The sequence below is a fragment of the Ruegeria sp. CDSB029 genome, from assembly GCF_059611125.1.
Genome location: NZ_JBXWOX010000002.1, coordinates 23,647 through 38,586 on the forward strand (window position 1 = coordinate 23,647; position 14,940 = coordinate 38,586).

A 14,940-nucleotide genomic window follows, 5' to 3' on the forward strand; every position below is an offset into this window, starting at 1 on the left:
CCCGGCCCCTACGTTCTGTTCCCGAGATACCCCATTCAGGAGACAGAATATGTCGACCGTTGCCGTTACCGACGATACCTTTGACGCCGAAGTCAAAAACTCTGATGTCCCCGTTGTGGTGGATTTCTGGGCCGAATGGTGCGGCCCCTGTAAACAGATCGGCCCCGCTCTGGAAGAACTGGCCAACGAATACGGCGGCAAGATTAAAATTGCCAAGGTGGACGTGGACAGCAACCCGAACGCCGCTGCCGCCATGGGTGTTCGTGGCATTCCTGCTCTGTTCATCTTCAAGGACGGTCAGGTTGTGTCGAACCGCGCAGGTGCGGCCCCCAAAGCCGCGCTGCAAAGCTGGATCGACGAATCCATCTGATCCGATGTGATCGGTTTTGATCAAGGGCGTCCGAATTTGGGCGCCCTTTTTTGTGACTGGCTCAATTGGGCCATCAATACAGGGAAATCAAATGGCGAAAACACGGGTTCTAGTGGAATTCGGGATGGGCACATCCCTGCGGCGCGAGGATTACACCGAGGCCGCCCTGCGGGCGATCAAGGATGCGCTGTGGCATAACTCGGTGAACATGGCCGAGCTGTTCGGGTTTCCGAAAGAGGCGATGATCATCGACGCCGAGGTGGGTGTGCAGCAGCCCGACAAAGTCGATACCGATACGCTGAAGGCGATCTTTCCGTACGGCCAACCCAACATCACGGTAACGCAGGGTGGTCTGGATATCGATAAGCCCCATACCGATGGCCGCACTGTGATCGCCAATGCGGCGGTCATCGTCTCATTCGATATGGAGCCCGCCCAATGACCGAAAAACGCATCATTCTGGAAGTGGGCACCGGCAACGATCTGTACGGTCAGGATTACACCAAAGCCGCCTGTCGCGCCGTGCAGGACGCGCTGCATCATTCGTCGATCACGCTGTTTTCCAAGCTTGGAATCGATCACAAGGAGATGCGGGTTCAGGTGACCATCGCCGTTCAACAACCTGACGAGGTTGACTGTGACAAGGTCGCCGCCGATCTGCCAAGGGGCCGCGCCCAAGTGCGGGCCGTCAAGGGTGGGTTGGATGTTGTGGATGACGCCGCTGGCACGCGCCATGTCATCGCCACAGCCGCGATCGAGGCGTTTTTGCCAGATCAGGCTGGTAAATACGTGCAAAGCTGACAAAGAAAAAGCCGCTCGGATACCCGGGCGGCTGCTTCAAATTCTGGTTCTGATTGCGGGATCAGATTTTTGCGATGTCCGCACGCACCAGACCGATGTCTTCCAGCTGTGCGTTGGTCAGACCCGACAGGATCTTGCGTGTCTTGCGGCTTTCGTTCCACTCAACAGCGGATTCGAAGACATTGATGAATGCATCCACTACGTGCAGGATGGTAGCTGCTCCGAGTGGGGCATGGATGTTTGCAGTTGTTGCCATGTTCCCAGTCCTTATATCTGAAACAGCCGACCCGTTGTCGGTTGTGAGCCTCATGTAGTCCCAAGCGCGAGGACTCACAATTGCTGGTCTGGTAACCCCGGTTTGCGTTTTGTGCATATCTTTTGGGCAGTTGTGCAACGGGTTGCGCCGATCCCGCGCCCGGCCCATATATAGCGACTGAGAACACGGAGGCTTTCATGGCGGACAGCGATTTTCCCGGATGGCACGGGACCACGATCATTGGTGTCAAAAAAGGCGGGCAAGTCGTTATTGCCGGGGACGGACAGGTCAGCCTGGGCCAGACCGTGATCAAAGGCACTGCGCGCAAAGTGCGCCGCTTGTCGCCGGGCGGGTTTGAAGTTGTCGCCGGATTTGCCGGTTCGACCGCTGACGCTTTTACTCTACTGGAACGGCTTGAGGCGAAACTGGAAGCGACGCCCGGTCAACTGGCCCGTGCCTCGGTCGAGCTGGCCAAGGACTGGCGCACCGACAAGTACCTGCAAAAGCTTGAGGCAATGCTGATCGTCACCGACGGCAGAGACCTGTTGGTTATCACCGGGGCGGGGGATGTGCTGGAACCCGAACACAACGTGGCCGCCATTGGATCAGGTGGAAACTTTGCCCTGGCCGCTGCGCGGGCAATGATGGGCGGCGATAAACCCGCCGAAGAGGTCGCGCGTGAAGCCATGGCGATTGCCGCAGACATCTGCGTCTATACCAATGGCAATCTGACGGTTGAGACGATCTAGGCCAACAGCGCCGAGATTTCTTTCCCCTTCCAGCGCCGGTACATGCCGACCAGCCCAAGTAGGGCGGTTGCGATGACGATGTAATAAGGCAGGCGAATGTCGATGCTCATCAATCCGCCGCCGACCAGGGACATGACACCGCCGGCAAGACAGAAGACCGCCGTCGTAACGCCCATGACCCAACCCTGATCCGCTTCGCCAACGCTGGACGAAAACAGACCTAGCAGGGTCGGGTAGGCGACGCCAAAGAAGAAATAGAAGAAGAAGACCGGGACGTAGCTCAGAACACCGCTGGGGCTGAAGGCGAAGCCAAAGCCGCAGATCACCATAACCACCAATGAGGTGTGGATGATGGAGTGTTTGCTGAACCTCTCTTGCGCCGGTTTCACAAGGAATGTGCTGGAAAACGCCAACGCAAAGCCGATGACCACCATCGCCATACTGCCACCGATGACACCATAACCCCAGGCGCTGGTCAGAAAGTTGTCGACGAAGACGTAGAACGTGACGTTGGCAATCATGAACAATGCGTAGACGGGCAGGATTTTCAAAACCATCGGATGTTCCCGCACTGCGATCAAGCTGTCGGTGATATCACGTGGACGGAATACGAAAGCCGCGCGTTCGGTGCGGGTGTCCTTGAAGTAGACGCTTACCAGGAAGATGGCGATCAACACCAGAACAAACGCGCCATAGAACGGCATCTTGAGCGTGGCATAGCTGCCCAGTATCGCCGCGTCGGACAGAACAGCCCCGATAATCGGGCCGCCGACCAGACCAAAGCTGACGCCGGTGATGATATACCCCATGTTTCGGTCGCGGTCGGCGGCATCGGTGCTGCCGTCAATCATCGCCGCTTGTGCAATGGGCTGATTACCCGCCGTAAAGCCGGTGATCGACCGGCCAACGATCAGCAGAAGCAAACTGTTAAGGTAGAGTGCCGTGATGGTGATGGCATAACCGGCCAGCGCGCCGCCTAAACACACCAGCAATGCATTCTTACGCCCGATGGAGTCCGAGACCTTTGAGACATAGACCACACCCAAAAACCAGGACAGAAAGAAACATCCGATCACCAGCCCATAGTAGAAATGGCGCTGACCCATAGATGTGCTTTCCGGCAGGAACCCGGATTTTGTTTCCATGATCAAAGAGTTGATGATGGGAAAGACCAGCCCTTGTCCGATCAGATCCACGAATACCACGAACAATAACGTAATCTTGGCAATCTTCGTCATGATACACACCTTGGAACTGGTTCCTTGAGGTGAGTGTAACAGACAGGCGCTATGGCACCTAACGCCTTGTCAGAGGCCGGTAATTACCGGCCTCCGGGCGCAATTCGTCGTTGGGTTACGAAAGCGCTGCAACGCCAAGCGGAACGCCGGCGACGTCACACCAGATGTAAACTTCGTTATAGCCCGAGATATCCATGGTCGGCGGTACCGCATAAGACTGCTTGCCCTTCAGGTTCAGCAGCGCGCCCAGTTTCGAGTTCGGGTCATAAGTGCCGTCCTTGCCGAAGGCCACGCGCGGGTCCGGACCGTTATCCAGCGAAAAGTCATCGCCCAGTTCAACGATATAGCGCTCACCGTCCTTGACCACTTTGACCGAACCGGTGGTGATATGTTTCGAGCGGCCCTCGAATGTACCCTTTTTCTTGGCACCGCCGGCGGCAGCGACATTGGCGCTGGCCAGTGTCAGAGCGGCGCCTGTTGCAGCGGCATTCAAAAAGAGCGAACGACGAGTCATCATGATGTGGGTCTCCATTTCAAAGTGCAGGCGAACTTGCCCGTCGCCGCAGACTATGCGCAGCAATTTTCTGTCTGGCGATTCACAACACCACGATTTTCCGTGTGCAGACCGTGTGTTGGCGTGAGTTTTTCGTGATCAGCTTGTGTTTTTGTGGCTTATGATTAGGTTCCGGTGCGAAACAATTGGATAGAACTCACATGACCGACCTGACCCCGCGCGAAATCGTCTCGGAACTGGACCGTTTCATCATCGGGCAGAAGGATGCCAAACGGGCCGTAGCCGTTGCGCTGCGCAACCGCTGGCGGCGCAAGCAGTTGGCTGACGACATTCGGGACGAGGTCTATCCGAAGAACATCCTGATGATCGGCCCCACCGGCGTCGGCAAGACCGAGATTAGCCGTCGTCTGGCCAAACTGGCCCGCGCGCCCTTCATCAAGGTTGAAGCCACCAAATTCACCGAAGTGGGCTATGTCGGTCGTGACGTGGAACAGATCGTGCGCGATCTGGCCGACGCCGCCATCCTGCAAACCCGCGAATACATGCGCGAGGATGTCAAAGCCAAGGCGCATCAGGCCGCCGAAGACCGCGTGATCGAAGCCATTGCAGGCACCGATGCACGCGAAGGCACACGCGAGATGTTCCGCAAAAAGCTGAAAGCGGGCGAGTTGGATGATACGGAGATCGAGTTGGAGCTGTCAGACTCGTCGAACCCGATGCCAATGTTCGATATTCCCGGTCAGCCCGGCAGCCAGATGGGTATGATGAATCTGGGCGACATATTCGGCAAGGCCTTTGGCGGGCGTACCGTGAAACGCAAGATGACCGTCGCCGATAGCTATGAAGCACTGATCGGAGAAGAGGCCGACAAGCTGCTGGATGATGAGATCGTTAACCGCATCGCGCTGGAATCCGTTGAACAGAACGGCATCGTGTTCCTGGATGAGATCGACAAGGTCTGCGCCCGCACTGACGCGCGGGGTGGCGATGTTAGCCGCGAAGGGGTACAGCGTGACCTCTTGCCTCTGATCGAAGGCACGACGGTATCCACCAAGCACGGTCCGGTCAAAACCGACCATATCCTGTTCATCGCGTCGGGCGCGTTCCACATCGCCAAACCGTCGGACCTGTTGCCGGAACTGCAGGGCCGCCTGCCGATCCGCGTGGAATTGCGCGCGCTAACCGAAGAAGACTTTGTGCGCATCCTGACCGAAACCGACAACGCGCTGACCCGTCAATACACCGCCCTGATGGGCACCGAAGAGGTCACGGTCAGCTTTACCGATGACGGAATCGCGGCCCTTGCGCGTATCGCGGCCGATGTGAACCAAAGCGTCGAAAACATCGGTGCGCGCCGTTTGTACACGGTGATGGAGCGCGTGTTCGAAGAGCTGTCCTTTACCGCGCCCGATCAGGCCGGAATCTCGATCACGGTTGATGCGCAATTCGTGGACGACAATCTGGGCGAATTGACCAAATCTACTGACCTCAGCCGTTACGTTTTGTAACATCGCCAGCCGGTTTTTGCCGCTTCGGCAGTGTAGTGCCGCTGGACGCCGGGCCAGAATGAGATAGCGTAGTCGCAACTCACCCAGAGGGCTGACCAGTGCTGCGCTATTTAATAATTCTGATTACATCCCTGACGCTAAGCGCCTGTGTTGATCGGACGGTAACCGAGATTGTTCCATCGGCCGCAACTGTCGGAACGCCTGAAAAGATATTCGCAGCCACGACGCGAGCTCGTCAAGCAGACGGAACTTATGGATTCAAGCGTGGGGAAGCGCTGAAGTTTTTGGAAACAACAGTGTCGATCCCGCCATCACACACGCCGGGAACATTGAAATTCTCTTATGCGAATCCGAACCCGAAAAAAGAATTTGTTCTTACAAATGTTACCGAACTGGGCGGGCCAAAGGGCTTACGCGAACATTTGCGCGGCGAAGACGATGTTACGATTTTTGTACACGGCTACAACTCGACCCAAACCGAGACGATTTTCCGCGCGGCTCAGCTGACCCATGACATTGGCCTTCCGGGATCTACTCTGGTCTATTCCTGGCCCAGCCGCGCGACCGGGTATGGATATGCCTATGATCTCGACAGCATGTTGTTTGCCCGCGACGGGTTGGAGCAGACAATCCGTGAACTGAAATCCATGGGTGTCAAACGCGTCATTCTAGTCGCGCATTCCATGGGGGGCGCATTGACGATGGAGATGATGCGCCAAACGGAACTGCAGGAACCGGGTTGGGCGAAAAGGAACCTCGAAGGGGTCGTGCTGATCTCGCCCGATCTGGATCTGGATCTGTTTCGCTCCCAGATGAGGCGGATCGACAATCCTCCCGACCCATTTATCGTAATGGTCTCGCAAAAGGACAAAATCCTGAACATTTCCGCCCGCCTGCGCGGCACGGATGAGGGTGTGCGGCTGGGAAACATCACCTCACTCGAGTCCCTCGAGGAGTTCCCGATTAACGTGATCGATACAACCGCGTTTAGCAGCGATGCGGAATCCTCGCATTTTGTGGCGGCGACTTCCCCGGCTCTGTTGTCGATCCTTAGTTCGTTGCGGCGCGTCAATAACACGTTCGGACGCGAAGACAGGCCCGGAATCGATATACTGGTGCCGCCCAGCGAGCGTAATCCAGACGGCGCCACGGAAATCGTTCTGACAGAAACAGGGCAGGCTCAGGTCACTACCCCGTGACGCAGTTTAGTTTGCGTGAATATTTTCGGGACAACGCGACCTGGTTGGGTGCGGGGGTCCTTTTGACCTTTCTGTCCAGCTTTGGGCAGACCTTCTTCATCTCGATCTTCGCTGGAAACATCCGCGCCGAATTTGGTCTTGGGCACGGCGCGTGGGGCGGTCTTTACTCTTTGGGCACCACCGTTTCGGCCATCGTTATGATCTGGGCCGGCGGGCTGACAGATGTTTTCCGCGTCCGTGTATTGGGGCCCTCCGTTCTGGTCGGCCTGGCCGTGGCGGCAGTGGCCATGGCCGTGAACAGCTGGCTTGTCCTGTTACCGCTGGTGGTCTTTTTATTGCGCCTGTTCGGGCAGGGGATGAGCATCCATCTTGCACAGGTCGCCATGGCGCGATGGTTCATCGTTACACGTGGCAAAGCCCTGTCGATTGCATCGGTCGGCTACGCGATTGGAGAGGCGCTGCTGCCGCTAGCTTTCGTGGCCGCGATGGCGTTTCTGGACTGGCGATGGCTTTGGGTGTTGTCCGCAGTGGTTGTCCTGATGGGGATACCCGTTCTGACGCGACTTTTGCGTCAGGAGCGCACGCCGCAGAGTCTGGCGGATGCCTATTCAGCGACAGGGATGCAGGGCCGCCATTGGACCCGGAAAGACGCGCTGTTTCACCCTCTGTTCTGGTTCATGGCCCCGACTATTCTGGCCCCATCGGCCTTTATTACTGCGTTCTTCTTCCATCAGGTGCATCTTGCCCAAGTCAAGGGATGGCAGCATATCGAACTGGTCGCCCTGTTTCCGGTTTTCACCGGCGTATCCTTGATTGGGATGTTTGCGGCCGGCTGGGCGCTGGACAAATGGGGCACCGCGAGGCTGATGCCTTTTTACCAAATCCCGATCGCAATAGGTTTTGTGATCGCAGGAATGACAAACTCGATCGGCGGGGCCTTGATTGCAATGATCTTTCTGGGACTGACGGTTGGAGCAAACAACACACTACCAAGCGCCTTCTGGGCAGAATTCTACGGCACCAGGCACATTGGGGCGATCAAGGCGATGGCCACAGCAGTTATGGTTTTGGGATCAGCGATCGGCCCCGGCCTGACCGGGATATTGATCGACGCCGGTATACCGCTGAGCACACAGTTCCTGTGGATCGGAGGTGTTTTCATTCTTGTATGCCTGTCGGCTAATATCGGAATTACGCGCGCTGTGCGCTCGCTTTAACGCGTCCGGCGCAAATAGACGTAGTAGGCCCCTTCGCCGCCGTGGCTGATATGGGCTGGGGTCACTTGCAAAACGGCCTGCGCAAGCGGCGGCAAGGCCAACCATTGCGGCACTTGGTTGCGCAATACACCGCGCGGCGTGGGGATAGGACCGGGTTCATCCCTGTCCTTTCCTTTTCCGGTGACAACCAGAACAAGGCGCTTACCTGACGCCTGGGCCGTCAGAATAAACCGGGTGAGCGCCGGATACGCAGTGTCCATGCGCATGCCATGCAGGTCCAGTTTCCCTTCAGGCTTGATCTTGCCGCGTTTCAAACGGCCAAATGCCTTGGTGTCCATTTGCACCGGGCTGGTACGCAAACTTTCACTGATCGAGGGCTTCAGCGCATTTCGCACGGGTTTACCGGGCGCGTTTTGTCCGACCTCGAATGCCTCAAACCGGGGTTTTGGGGGTTTGTTCGGCTTGGGTTTGGGCAGTGTGACCGGGTGGACCGATTGTGGAATTTCGGGATGCAGCCGCTCAGCCTGTTTGGCGACCTTGCGCCACAGCTCGACCTCGTCTGCCGTCAGTTTGCGCCGGGACATCAGAATTCATCCGGTAGTAAGGCATAGGCCCGTTGGATCGGCAGCAACAGCACCATCCGTCCCGGATCCCTGAGGCGCCCGGCGGCCTTTCCGGCGTCATCACCTGTGCCAAAGAAGATATCCGCACGCTGCGCACCTTTGATGGCAGCACCCGTGTCTTGAGCAATCATCAAACGCCGCAACGGAGTCTTGCCATCTTTTTCCACCCAGACAGGGGCGCCCAGCGGCGTATAAGCCGGATCAGCCGCAATGCTGCGCATCGTGGTAACTGATCTGTTCATGGCACCCAACGGCCCAAGCTCGGGCGCAACGCGCGAAACTTCGCGGAAGAACACGTAAGAAGGGTTGTGAAACAGCAGTTCAACCCCGGCTTCAGGGTTCTTGCGGACCCATGAGCGGATCATCTGGGCACTGACTTCATGCGCGCCCAGCGCACCCTGCCGGATCAGCTCAGCCCCAATGGAACGATAAGGGTGACCGTTTGCCCCGCCATAGCCCACGCGCAGGGCACTGCCATCTGGCAGGCGCACACGTCCCGAACCCTGAATTTGCAGAAAGAACAACTCGACCGGGTCATCCACCCAAGCGATCTCAAGGCCGCGACCCTGCATCGCGTCGCCCGTCAGGATTTCGCGACGGCTGAGCCATGGTCCTTCGGCACGCGCTTCGGGTGGCATTTTGTAGATTGGATACTTGAACCGGTTGGTCCGGGTTTTAGACCCATCCAGTTCCGGTTCGAAATAACCGGTGAAAAGGGCGTCGTCGCCGTCCTCGACCAGAACCGGGCGAAAGAATAACTCAAAGAACGACCGCGCCGCGTCTGCCTTGTATGTTCGGGCCACGTTGCATAGCGCTTGCCAGTCCGGATTATCCAGATCGCCGCAGGTGTTCAGAAATACCGAAAGGGCCGCCCCATGATCATCGGCAGCCCATCCATCCAGATCGTCAAAGGAAAGAATTGATCGCGTCGGTTCAGCGCTGGTGGCAGTAGTCATGACTGCCACCAGTAATAGCGACCGGAGCGCGCCAATCATGCGTCCGTGGCAACAAGCAGCCAGTTTGGATCATCAGCACCCATCACACGGGCAAAGGTCCAGCTGTCCTTTTGGCGTTTTACGGTGTTCGGGTTGCCTTCGATGATGTCGCCACCGCGGTCGCGTACGACCGAGGTCAGCTCGCCCACAAACCGCATCGTAATCTCGGCTTGGTTTGTGTCTTTGTCGAAGGTCACATCCGCCAGCGCGGTTTCGCGGACGCCGATAAACTCGGCCTCGATGGTCAGGCCCTGATCTTCACGGGCTGCCACAACTGAAACAAAAGTGTCGAACACCTCTTCGGACAGGAAGGGCTGAATTTCATCCAGATTCCCCTTTTCGAACCCCATGACGATCATCTCATAGGCACCGCGCGCGCCCTGCACAAATTCAGTGACCGAGAAGCTGGGCTCAACCCGCTTCATCGCGGCCAGTGTTTGCGCCTGTTCGCTGTCTTCGGCAACATGGTCTGTAATGTCATGATCCGGGCCGCCTTCGATCACCTCGAAGCCGCGACGCGACTTGTCCGCCTCGGGTTGCTGTTGAACAGGGGGTTTCTCAAAACCCTCACGTGTACCCAGCACGCTTTTTAGGCGCAGGATCAGGAAAACGGCAATTCCGGCCAGGACCAGCAACTGGATCATCGGTTCGTTCATTTCATCCTCTTTTCAGACCGCGGCTTTGTATACGCGGCCTCATGCCACTATGTAGGTGACAGATCGTGGCAAGTCCACAGCCCGGCCTAAGGGAAAGGATAAAGCAAATGTACTTGTTCTTGGCATTTTTATTGGTGCCGATCATCGAGATCGCCCTGTTCATACAGGTCGGCGGCCTGATCGGACTGTGGCCGACATTGGCGATCGTCGTTCTGACAGCCGTTATCGGCACCTTTATGGTCAGGACACAAGGTCGCATGGCGCTGGTCAATTTGCAGCGATCCTTTTCTGAACTTGATGACCCGACAGAGCCGCTGGCCCACGGTGCCATGATCTTGTTGTCGGGTGTATTACTGCTGACGCCAGGATTTTTTACCGATGCCGTTGGATTTGCACTGCTTATTCCCGGCATTCGCGTGGCGGTGTTTCGGTATCTCAAGTCCAAGGCGACCATCACTCATTTCCAGATGGGCACCGGGGCACAATTTGGAACCGGTCCCACCCAATTTAATCAGGATGACGTGATCGACGGTGAATTTACCGAAGTGCGTCCCCGTCAAAACCCTTCAAAGCCATCCAAATGGGTCGAAGGTCCGCCTCAGCATTGAGGTGCAGCGCCCAACTTGCTAAGCAGTGGCGAATTTCATTTTCGGAGTAGATCCATGGCTGACGAAAGCCCTGCAGAAAACACCGCGGCACAGACCGCCCCTCAGATCCAGATGCGTGTTCTGGGACAGTTCATTCGCGATATGTCTTTTGAAAACGTGATGGCACAAAAAGGCGTGTCTGGTGACGTTCAGCCCGAGATTGCTGTTCAGGTGAACCTGGACGCCAAAAAACGCCCGACCGAGCATCAGTTCGAAGTTGCCGTCAAACTGAACCTGACCTCCAAAGCCAAGGGCATGGAAGACGTTCTTTTCCTGTGCGAGCTGGATTATTGCGGTCTGTTCCACATCGAAGGCGTGGCCGAAGATCAGTTGCACCCGTTCCTGATGATCGAATGCCCGCGCATGCTGTTCCCGTTCCTGCGCCGCATCGTCAGTGACATCACCCGTGACGGTGGTTTCCCGCCGGTCAACCTGGACAATATCGACTTTGTTGCGCTGTACCGCAACGAGCTGATGCGCCGTCAGGCCGAAGCTGAGAAAACCGAAGCCTAATCGGTTGCACCCGCGCCGGGCAGGGGCTCAGGCGCGGGTCCACAGGGCGTTTTCGCCCAGCTTTTCCACAAATGTCTCATGTGCCGCGCGTTCTTCCGCGGTGATTTTCGACGCCAGCGGCGTCGGGCGCGCAGCGGGCCGCCAATCGTCCCCTCCGCCACCGGCAGAAGCCGCGCTGGTGGACAGGCCAAAGTCCGGCTGTCGCCCACCAATCAGTTCCAGATACACCTCGGCCAGAATTTCTGAATCGAGCAGCGCCCCATGCAAAACACGGTTCGTGTTGTCGATGTTGAACCGTCGGCACAACGCATCCAATGATGCAGGCGAACCCGGAAACCGTTTGCGCGCAATCGCCAGTGTGTCCAGCGCCTGATCCATCGGCAGCTGCGGCAAACCCATCCACCTGAGTTCCGCATTCAGGAATTTGATATCGAACGAGGCGTTGTGGATCACCAGTTTGGAATCCTGAATGAAATCAAGGAACCCCTGACCAACCTTGGCAAAAACCGGCTTGTCTTTCAGCGTGACCTCGCCCTTTTCCGGCGGGCGCGGAGTGTCCAGCAGGTCGGGGCCGATACCGTGCACACCAAATGCCTCTTCGGGCATCGAACGCTCGGGGTTGATGTAAACGTGGTAAGTCTCACCTGTGGCCATATGGTTCCACAGTTCGACTGCGCCGATTTCTACGATCCGGTCGCCGCTTTCGGGATCAAACCCCGTGGTTTCGGTATCGAGTACAATCTCACGCATTAGCCATCCCCGCCCGTATCTGTCTGACAACATCCTGCACCTGCGCGCGGGCGTGGTCCAGCGTGTCCGTCACGATCACAAAGTCCGACCGCGCGCATTTTTCATCATTGGGCATCTGCTTGGCGCGGATTTGTTCGAATTGCTCTTCGGTCATCGTTCCGCGCTCCATCACACGTCGCTTTTGCTCGGCGGCCGGGACCTGAACACAAGCAACCGCATCCATCGCCGCATTGCCGCCTGTTTCAAACAACAAAGGGATGTCGAAAACCAGAATGTCCGCCGTGGCGCTATCCCGAAAACCCACCCGGTCGGCGGCCACCAAAGGGTGAACGATGCCTTCGATCACTTTCAATGTTGTTGGGTCCGCGGAAATAGTTTGTTTCAAAGCATCCCGGCTGACCGCGCCATCAACAATTGCCTCAGGAAAGGCAGCGCGCATCGGTTCTACCGCAGCGCCGCCCGCTGAATACAGCCGATGCACAGCCGCATCCGCATCCCAAAGCGCACAGCCTTCATCCACGAACATTTGCGCCGTCGTGCTTTTGCCCATTCCGATCGAGCCCGTCAGGCCAAGAGCAAAGCTCATTCCAGCACCGTTGCGCGCAACTCATCCGTTACCTCGGGTCGTTTTCCAAACCAACGCTCAAAGCCCGGAACCGCCTGGTGCAGCAACATGCCCAGACCGTCAACCGTTGTGCACCCGGCCTCTTCGGCCGCTTGCAGAAGCTTGGTTTTCAGAGGGGCGTAGACTAGGTCGGTAACCACAGCACCCGGCTGCAAACCATCCAACGGCACACGCAATTCGGGCTGTCCCTGCATACCCAGAGATGTTGTGTTCACCACCAGCTCCGCATTCTCGATCACATTGCCGGCCTTGACCCAATCAACCACTGTAATGCGCGGCCCAAATTCTTCTTTCAATTGGTCGGCCCGGGCACGCGTGCGGTTGGTCAGCATGATCTCGGGCACTCCGGCATCCACCAGTGCCTGCAAAACGGCGCGCGCAGCCCCGCCCGCGCCGAAGACCACGGCCGGCCCATCCTGTGGGTTCCAGTCGGGCGCCCCTGCAAGCAGGTTTTCCATAAATCCGTAGCCATCGGTGTTGTCTGCGTGGATCGAGCCATCGGGCTGAAAGACAAGTGTATTTGCCGCACCAATCTTTGCCGCCCGATCCGACACGTGATCCGCAATCTGCAAGGCGGCTTCTTTATGGGGGACGGTTACATTTGCGCCGACATACCCGGCTTTGGGCAGGGTCCGCAGAACACTCTCCAAATCCTCGGGTGCGACATCCATAGGGACATAGTGCCCGGGCAGCCGATAGGTCTTTAGCCAATGTCCATGCAGTTTAGGGGATTTTGAATGTCCAATAGGATGCCCAATCACGCCGGCCAATGGAATTTGGTTATCCGTCATTGATCAATCATCCCTTTCACAGCCAGAAAATTCAGCAACTCCAACAGGGGCATACCCAAAACATTAAAATAGTCGCCGTCAATGGTGGCGAACAGGCGCACACCTTCCTCCTCAAGCTTATAAGCCCCGACCGCATGGCGAATGCTGTCCCAGTTGCGGTCAATATAGTCGCGCAGATAGGTGTCCGAGCTCATGCGCATCCGCAGACGCACCTGACCAACATGGCGCCAGATGGGTTCACCATTCTGATAGATCACGGCCGCAGACAACAGCATATGCCGCTTGCCCCGCATTGCCTTCAACTGCGCCAGCGCGTCCTCGGGTGTTTCTGGTTTCGACAAAAGCTGGCCATCGAAGTCCAGCACCTGATCACAGCCCAAAACCATCGCGCCCGGGTTCTTGTCACTAACCTTGCGGGCCTTCATTTCTGCCAAAGTGTCTGCGATATCTCGTGGGGGCGCATCCTCGGCCAGCAAGGCGCGTTTGGCTGTATCTTCGTCAACGCGCGCGGGTTCCACTGTGAACGGCACGCCCGCATTGCGCAAAAGCTGCGCGCGGATAGATGACCCCGAGGCAAGGATGATGGGGACAGACATGTGGAAAACCCCCTTAGCAAATCGTTGAGCGTTCTAGGAAGGTTTGTATGGTTTTCCGGTTGACACGCAACCCCGGGAATTTCGCCTAAAACTTCCCTGAGTCGTTCGAAGACCGTCCTTTTGGGACAAGGATAACTTTGCTGCACGGGAAAACTGGGATTTCCTGTCTTACCCAACGAGTTATCCCCAGACAAGCTTGAGTGGTATCGGACTAATATACTGAAATTAAATAATAAAAACTGAAATCAACAGAATCATCTATTTACGGCACAATTCTATCCACCTGGGGAAAACACACGCGTAAAAAAGTAATCCACGGAATTTACTCACCCTACAAAACCATCATCCTTTTTCTTTTCCTATTTTTTTATTAGGGAGGGTTCCAACCAAAGTCCGGAGCCAGAATGACCGATCTTCTTTTCACGATTTACCCGTGGGTGAAGTCATTGCACATCATGGCTGTGATCTCATGGATGGCAGGTTTGTTCTATTTGCCCAGATTGTACGTCTATCACGTCGAGAAAGCCCAAAAGGTCGAAGGCGCAGAAACTATCTTCTTTGAGATGGAAGAGAAGCTGCTGCGGGTGATCATGCGCCCTGCAATGTATGTTGCGTGGCTTTGCGGGCTGATCATGGTTTTCACGCCCGGCATCGTGGGGTGGGATTGGTCCTGGCCCTGGATCAAGGGTGCTGCCGTAATTGGTATGACCTGGTTCCATCATTGGTTGATGGCGAGACGTAGGGATTTCCTAGAAGGCCGAAATAAGCTTACTGGACGGCAATTTCGCATGATGAACGAGGTTCCGACTGTTCTGATGATTATCATCGTTCTGGCGGTCGTTGTGAAGTTCTGAGGGGCTGTTTGACTCCGAGGGCAGTCGCGCTTATGTAG

General features: G+C 56.6%; 20 protein-coding genes. 10 read left to right on the forward strand and 10 right to left on the reverse strand.

From position 1 onward, the window contains the following. Positions 1 to 49 precede the first annotated feature (49 nt). From trxA to AC2FI8_RS02685, 3 genes are all read left to right on the forward strand, one after another. A complete protein-coding gene (gene trxA, locus AC2FI8_RS02675) occupies positions 50 to 370 on the forward strand; it encodes a thioredoxin (protein WP_058275159.1) in 321 nt (106 codons plus the stop codon). A gap of 91 nt (positions 371 to 461) precedes the next feature. Further along, a complete protein-coding gene (locus AC2FI8_RS02680; protein ID WP_496776960.1) occupies positions 462 to 812 on the forward strand; it encodes a Lin0512 family protein in 351 nt (116 codons plus the stop codon). After that, positions 809 to 1,171: a Lin0512 family protein gene (locus AC2FI8_RS02685; protein ID WP_496776962.1), complete on the forward strand. Its 363-nt coding sequence runs from the start codon at positions 809 to 811 to the stop codon at positions 1,169 to 1,171. The genes AC2FI8_RS02680 and AC2FI8_RS02685 overlap by 4 nt, the downstream gene beginning before the upstream one ends. Positions 1,172 to 1,232: 61 nt before the next feature. Here AC2FI8_RS02685 and AC2FI8_RS02690 read toward each other — a convergent pair whose 3' ends face one another. Further along, complete coding sequence (locus tag AC2FI8_RS02690; protein ID WP_109313874.1) at positions 1,233 to 1,427, reverse strand: DUF1127 domain-containing protein; 195 nt, start codon at positions 1,425 to 1,427, stop codon at positions 1,233 to 1,235. A 197-nt stretch (positions 1,428 to 1,624) separates the two neighbouring features. On the opposite strand from AC2FI8_RS02690, the gene hslV reads away from it, so the two are divergent. Next, complete coding sequence (gene hslV / locus AC2FI8_RS02695) at positions 1,625 to 2,176, forward strand: ATP-dependent protease subunit HslV (protein ID WP_496776965.1); 552 nt, start codon at positions 1,625 to 1,627, stop codon at positions 2,174 to 2,176. Here the strand turns inward: hslV and AC2FI8_RS02700 are convergent. After that, on the reverse strand, positions 2,173 to 3,414 hold the full coding sequence (locus AC2FI8_RS02700; RefSeq protein WP_496776967.1) for an MFS transporter: 1,242 nt from the start codon (positions 3,412 to 3,414) through the stop codon (positions 2,173 to 2,175). The two genes, hslV and AC2FI8_RS02700, sit on opposite strands and share 4 nt — an antisense overlap. 115 nt (positions 3,415 to 3,529) lie before the next feature. Beyond that, complete coding sequence (locus AC2FI8_RS02705) at positions 3,530 to 3,931, reverse strand: DM13 domain-containing protein (protein WP_058279372.1); 402 nt, start codon at positions 3,929 to 3,931, stop codon at positions 3,530 to 3,532. Between the two features lie 197 nt (positions 3,932 to 4,128). On the opposite strand from AC2FI8_RS02705, the gene hslU reads away from it, so the two are divergent. The 3 genes from hslU (at position 4,129) to AC2FI8_RS02720 (ending at position 7,852) form a co-directional block, all read left to right on the forward strand. Next, on the forward strand, positions 4,129 to 5,436 hold the full coding sequence (gene hslU, locus AC2FI8_RS02710) for an ATP-dependent protease ATPase subunit HslU (protein ID WP_496726293.1): 1,308 nt from the start codon (positions 4,129 to 4,131) through the stop codon (positions 5,434 to 5,436). A gap of 98 nt (positions 5,437 to 5,534) precedes the next feature. After that, positions 5,535 to 6,635, forward strand: a complete 1,101-nt coding sequence (locus tag AC2FI8_RS02715) for an alpha/beta hydrolase (protein ID WP_496766042.1) — start codon at positions 5,535 to 5,537, stop codon at positions 6,633 to 6,635. Then, positions 6,632 to 7,852: an MFS transporter gene (locus AC2FI8_RS02720; RefSeq protein WP_496766040.1), complete on the forward strand. Its 1,221-nt coding sequence runs from the start codon at positions 6,632 to 6,634 to the stop codon at positions 7,850 to 7,852. Before AC2FI8_RS02715 ends, AC2FI8_RS02720 begins: the two co-directional genes overlap by 4 nt. On the opposite strand, the gene AC2FI8_RS02725 is transcribed toward AC2FI8_RS02720, so the two are convergent. Genes AC2FI8_RS02725 through AC2FI8_RS02735 form a run of 3 tightly spaced genes read right to left on the reverse strand, consistent with a single transcriptional unit; the run spans position 7,849 to position 10,126 of the window. Beyond that, positions 7,849 to 8,436: a Smr/MutS family protein gene (locus tag AC2FI8_RS02725; protein WP_496766038.1), complete on the reverse strand. Its 588-nt coding sequence runs from the start codon at positions 8,434 to 8,436 to the stop codon at positions 7,849 to 7,851. The two genes, AC2FI8_RS02720 and AC2FI8_RS02725, sit on opposite strands and share 4 nt — an antisense overlap. Beyond that, entirely contained in the window at positions 8,436 to 9,470 is a 1,035-nt protein-coding gene (mltA, locus tag AC2FI8_RS02730) for a murein transglycosylase A (protein ID WP_496766036.1), read from the reverse strand. Before mltA ends, AC2FI8_RS02725 begins: the two co-directional genes overlap by 1 nt. Further along, positions 9,467 to 10,126, reverse strand: a complete 660-nt coding sequence (locus AC2FI8_RS02735; protein WP_496766034.1) for a Tim44/TimA family putative adaptor protein — start codon at positions 10,124 to 10,126, stop codon at positions 9,467 to 9,469. Before AC2FI8_RS02735 ends, mltA begins: the two co-directional genes overlap by 4 nt. A 107-nt stretch (positions 10,127 to 10,233) precedes the next feature. Between AC2FI8_RS02735 and AC2FI8_RS02740 the strand changes: the two genes are divergently transcribed. Then, positions 10,234 to 10,734 carry an FxsA family protein gene (locus AC2FI8_RS02740; RefSeq protein ID WP_496776970.1) on the forward strand — a complete coding sequence of 167 codons (501 nt, stop codon included), beginning with the start codon at positions 10,234 to 10,236 and terminating at the stop codon, positions 10,732 to 10,734. 54 nt (positions 10,735 to 10,788) lie between these two features. Then, complete coding sequence (secB, locus tag AC2FI8_RS02745) at positions 10,789 to 11,286, forward strand: protein-export chaperone SecB (RefSeq protein WP_496776972.1); 498 nt, start codon at positions 10,789 to 10,791, stop codon at positions 11,284 to 11,286. Positions 11,287 to 11,313: 27 nt separating this feature from the next. Here secB and dnaQ read toward each other — a convergent pair whose 3' ends face one another. From dnaQ to AC2FI8_RS02765, 4 genes are read right to left on the reverse strand one after another with little or no spacing between them, the layout of a single operon-like run. Continuing rightward, positions 11,314 to 12,036, reverse strand: coding sequence for a DNA polymerase III subunit epsilon (dnaQ, locus tag AC2FI8_RS02750; RefSeq protein WP_496776975.1), 723 nt, complete (start codon positions 12,034 to 12,036; stop codon positions 11,314 to 11,316). Further along, entirely contained in the window at positions 12,029 to 12,622 is a 594-nt protein-coding gene (gene coaE, locus AC2FI8_RS02755; protein WP_496776978.1) for a dephospho-CoA kinase, read from the reverse strand. The genes dnaQ and coaE overlap by 8 nt, the downstream gene beginning before the upstream one ends. Next, positions 12,619 to 13,452 (reverse strand): shikimate dehydrogenase, encoded by an 834-nt coding sequence (locus AC2FI8_RS02760; RefSeq protein WP_496736589.1) that lies wholly within the window; start codon positions 13,450 to 13,452, stop codon positions 12,619 to 12,621. Before AC2FI8_RS02760 ends, coaE begins: the two co-directional genes overlap by 4 nt. After that, positions 13,449 to 14,048, reverse strand: coding sequence for a Maf family protein (locus tag AC2FI8_RS02765; protein ID WP_496739275.1), 600 nt, complete (start codon positions 14,046 to 14,048; stop codon positions 13,449 to 13,451). The genes AC2FI8_RS02760 and AC2FI8_RS02765 overlap by 4 nt, the downstream gene beginning before the upstream one ends. A 404-nt stretch (positions 14,049 to 14,452) precedes the next feature. On the opposite strand from AC2FI8_RS02765, the gene AC2FI8_RS02770 reads away from it, so the two are divergent. Beyond that, positions 14,453 to 14,902 (forward strand): CopD family protein, encoded by a 450-nt coding sequence (locus AC2FI8_RS02770; RefSeq protein WP_496776981.1) that lies wholly within the window; start codon positions 14,453 to 14,455, stop codon positions 14,900 to 14,902. The last annotated feature ends 38 nt before the right edge of the window (positions 14,903 to 14,940 follow it).

Excerpts from the sequence above, each read along its gene's own strand:
- AC2FI8_RS02725 (WP_496766038.1), bottom strand. The coding sequence starts at position 8,436 with ATGTCCCGGCGCAAACTGACGGCAGACGAGGTCGAGCTGTGGCGCAAG.
- coaE (WP_496776978.1), bottom strand. The coding sequence starts at position 12,622 with ATGAGCTTTGCTCTTGGCCTGACGGGCTCGATCGGAATGGGCAAAAGC.
- AC2FI8_RS02685 (WP_496776962.1), top strand. The coding sequence starts at position 809 with ATGACCGAAAAACGCATCATTCTGGAAGTGGGCACCGGCAACGATCTG.
- hslV (WP_496776965.1), top strand. The coding sequence starts at position 1,625 with ATGGCGGACAGCGATTTTCCCGGATGGCACGGGACCACGATCATTGGT.
- trxA (WP_058275159.1), top strand. The coding sequence starts at position 50 with ATGTCGACCGTTGCCGTTACCGACGATACCTTTGACGCCGAAGTCAAA.
- AC2FI8_RS02735 (WP_496766034.1), bottom strand. The coding sequence starts at position 10,126 with ATGAACGAACCGATGATCCAGTTGCTGGTCCTGGCCGGAATTGCCGTT.
- secB (WP_496776972.1), top strand. The coding sequence starts at position 10,789 with ATGGCTGACGAAAGCCCTGCAGAAAACACCGCGGCACAGACCGCCCCT.
- AC2FI8_RS02765 (WP_496739275.1), bottom strand. The coding sequence starts at position 14,048 with ATGTCTGTCCCCATCATCCTTGCCTCGGGGTCATCTATCCGCGCGCAG.
- AC2FI8_RS02760 (WP_496736589.1), bottom strand. The coding sequence starts at position 13,452 with ATGACGGATAACCAAATTCCATTGGCCGGCGTGATTGGGCATCCTATT.
- AC2FI8_RS02770 (WP_496776981.1), top strand. The coding sequence starts at position 14,453 with ATGACCGATCTTCTTTTCACGATTTACCCGTGGGTGAAGTCATTGCAC.
- AC2FI8_RS02740 (WP_496776970.1), top strand. The coding sequence starts at position 10,234 with ATGTACTTGTTCTTGGCATTTTTATTGGTGCCGATCATCGAGATCGCC.
- dnaQ (WP_496776975.1), bottom strand. The coding sequence starts at position 12,036 with ATGCGTGAGATTGTACTCGATACCGAAACCACGGGGTTTGATCCCGAA.
- mltA (WP_496766036.1), bottom strand. The coding sequence starts at position 9,470 with ATGATTGGCGCGCTCCGGTCGCTATTACTGGTGGCAGTCATGACTACT.
- hslU (WP_496726293.1), top strand. The coding sequence starts at position 4,129 with ATGACCGACCTGACCCCGCGCGAAATCGTCTCGGAACTGGACCGTTTC.
- AC2FI8_RS02690 (WP_109313874.1), bottom strand. The coding sequence starts at position 1,427 with ATGGCAACAACTGCAAACATCCATGCCCCACTCGGAGCAGCTACCATC.
- AC2FI8_RS02705 (WP_058279372.1), bottom strand. The coding sequence starts at position 3,931 with ATGATGACTCGTCGTTCGCTCTTTTTGAATGCCGCTGCAACAGGCGCC.
- AC2FI8_RS02680 (WP_496776960.1), top strand. The coding sequence starts at position 462 with ATGGCGAAAACACGGGTTCTAGTGGAATTCGGGATGGGCACATCCCTG.
- AC2FI8_RS02700 (WP_496776967.1), bottom strand. The coding sequence starts at position 3,414 with ATGACGAAGATTGCCAAGATTACGTTATTGTTCGTGGTATTCGTGGAT.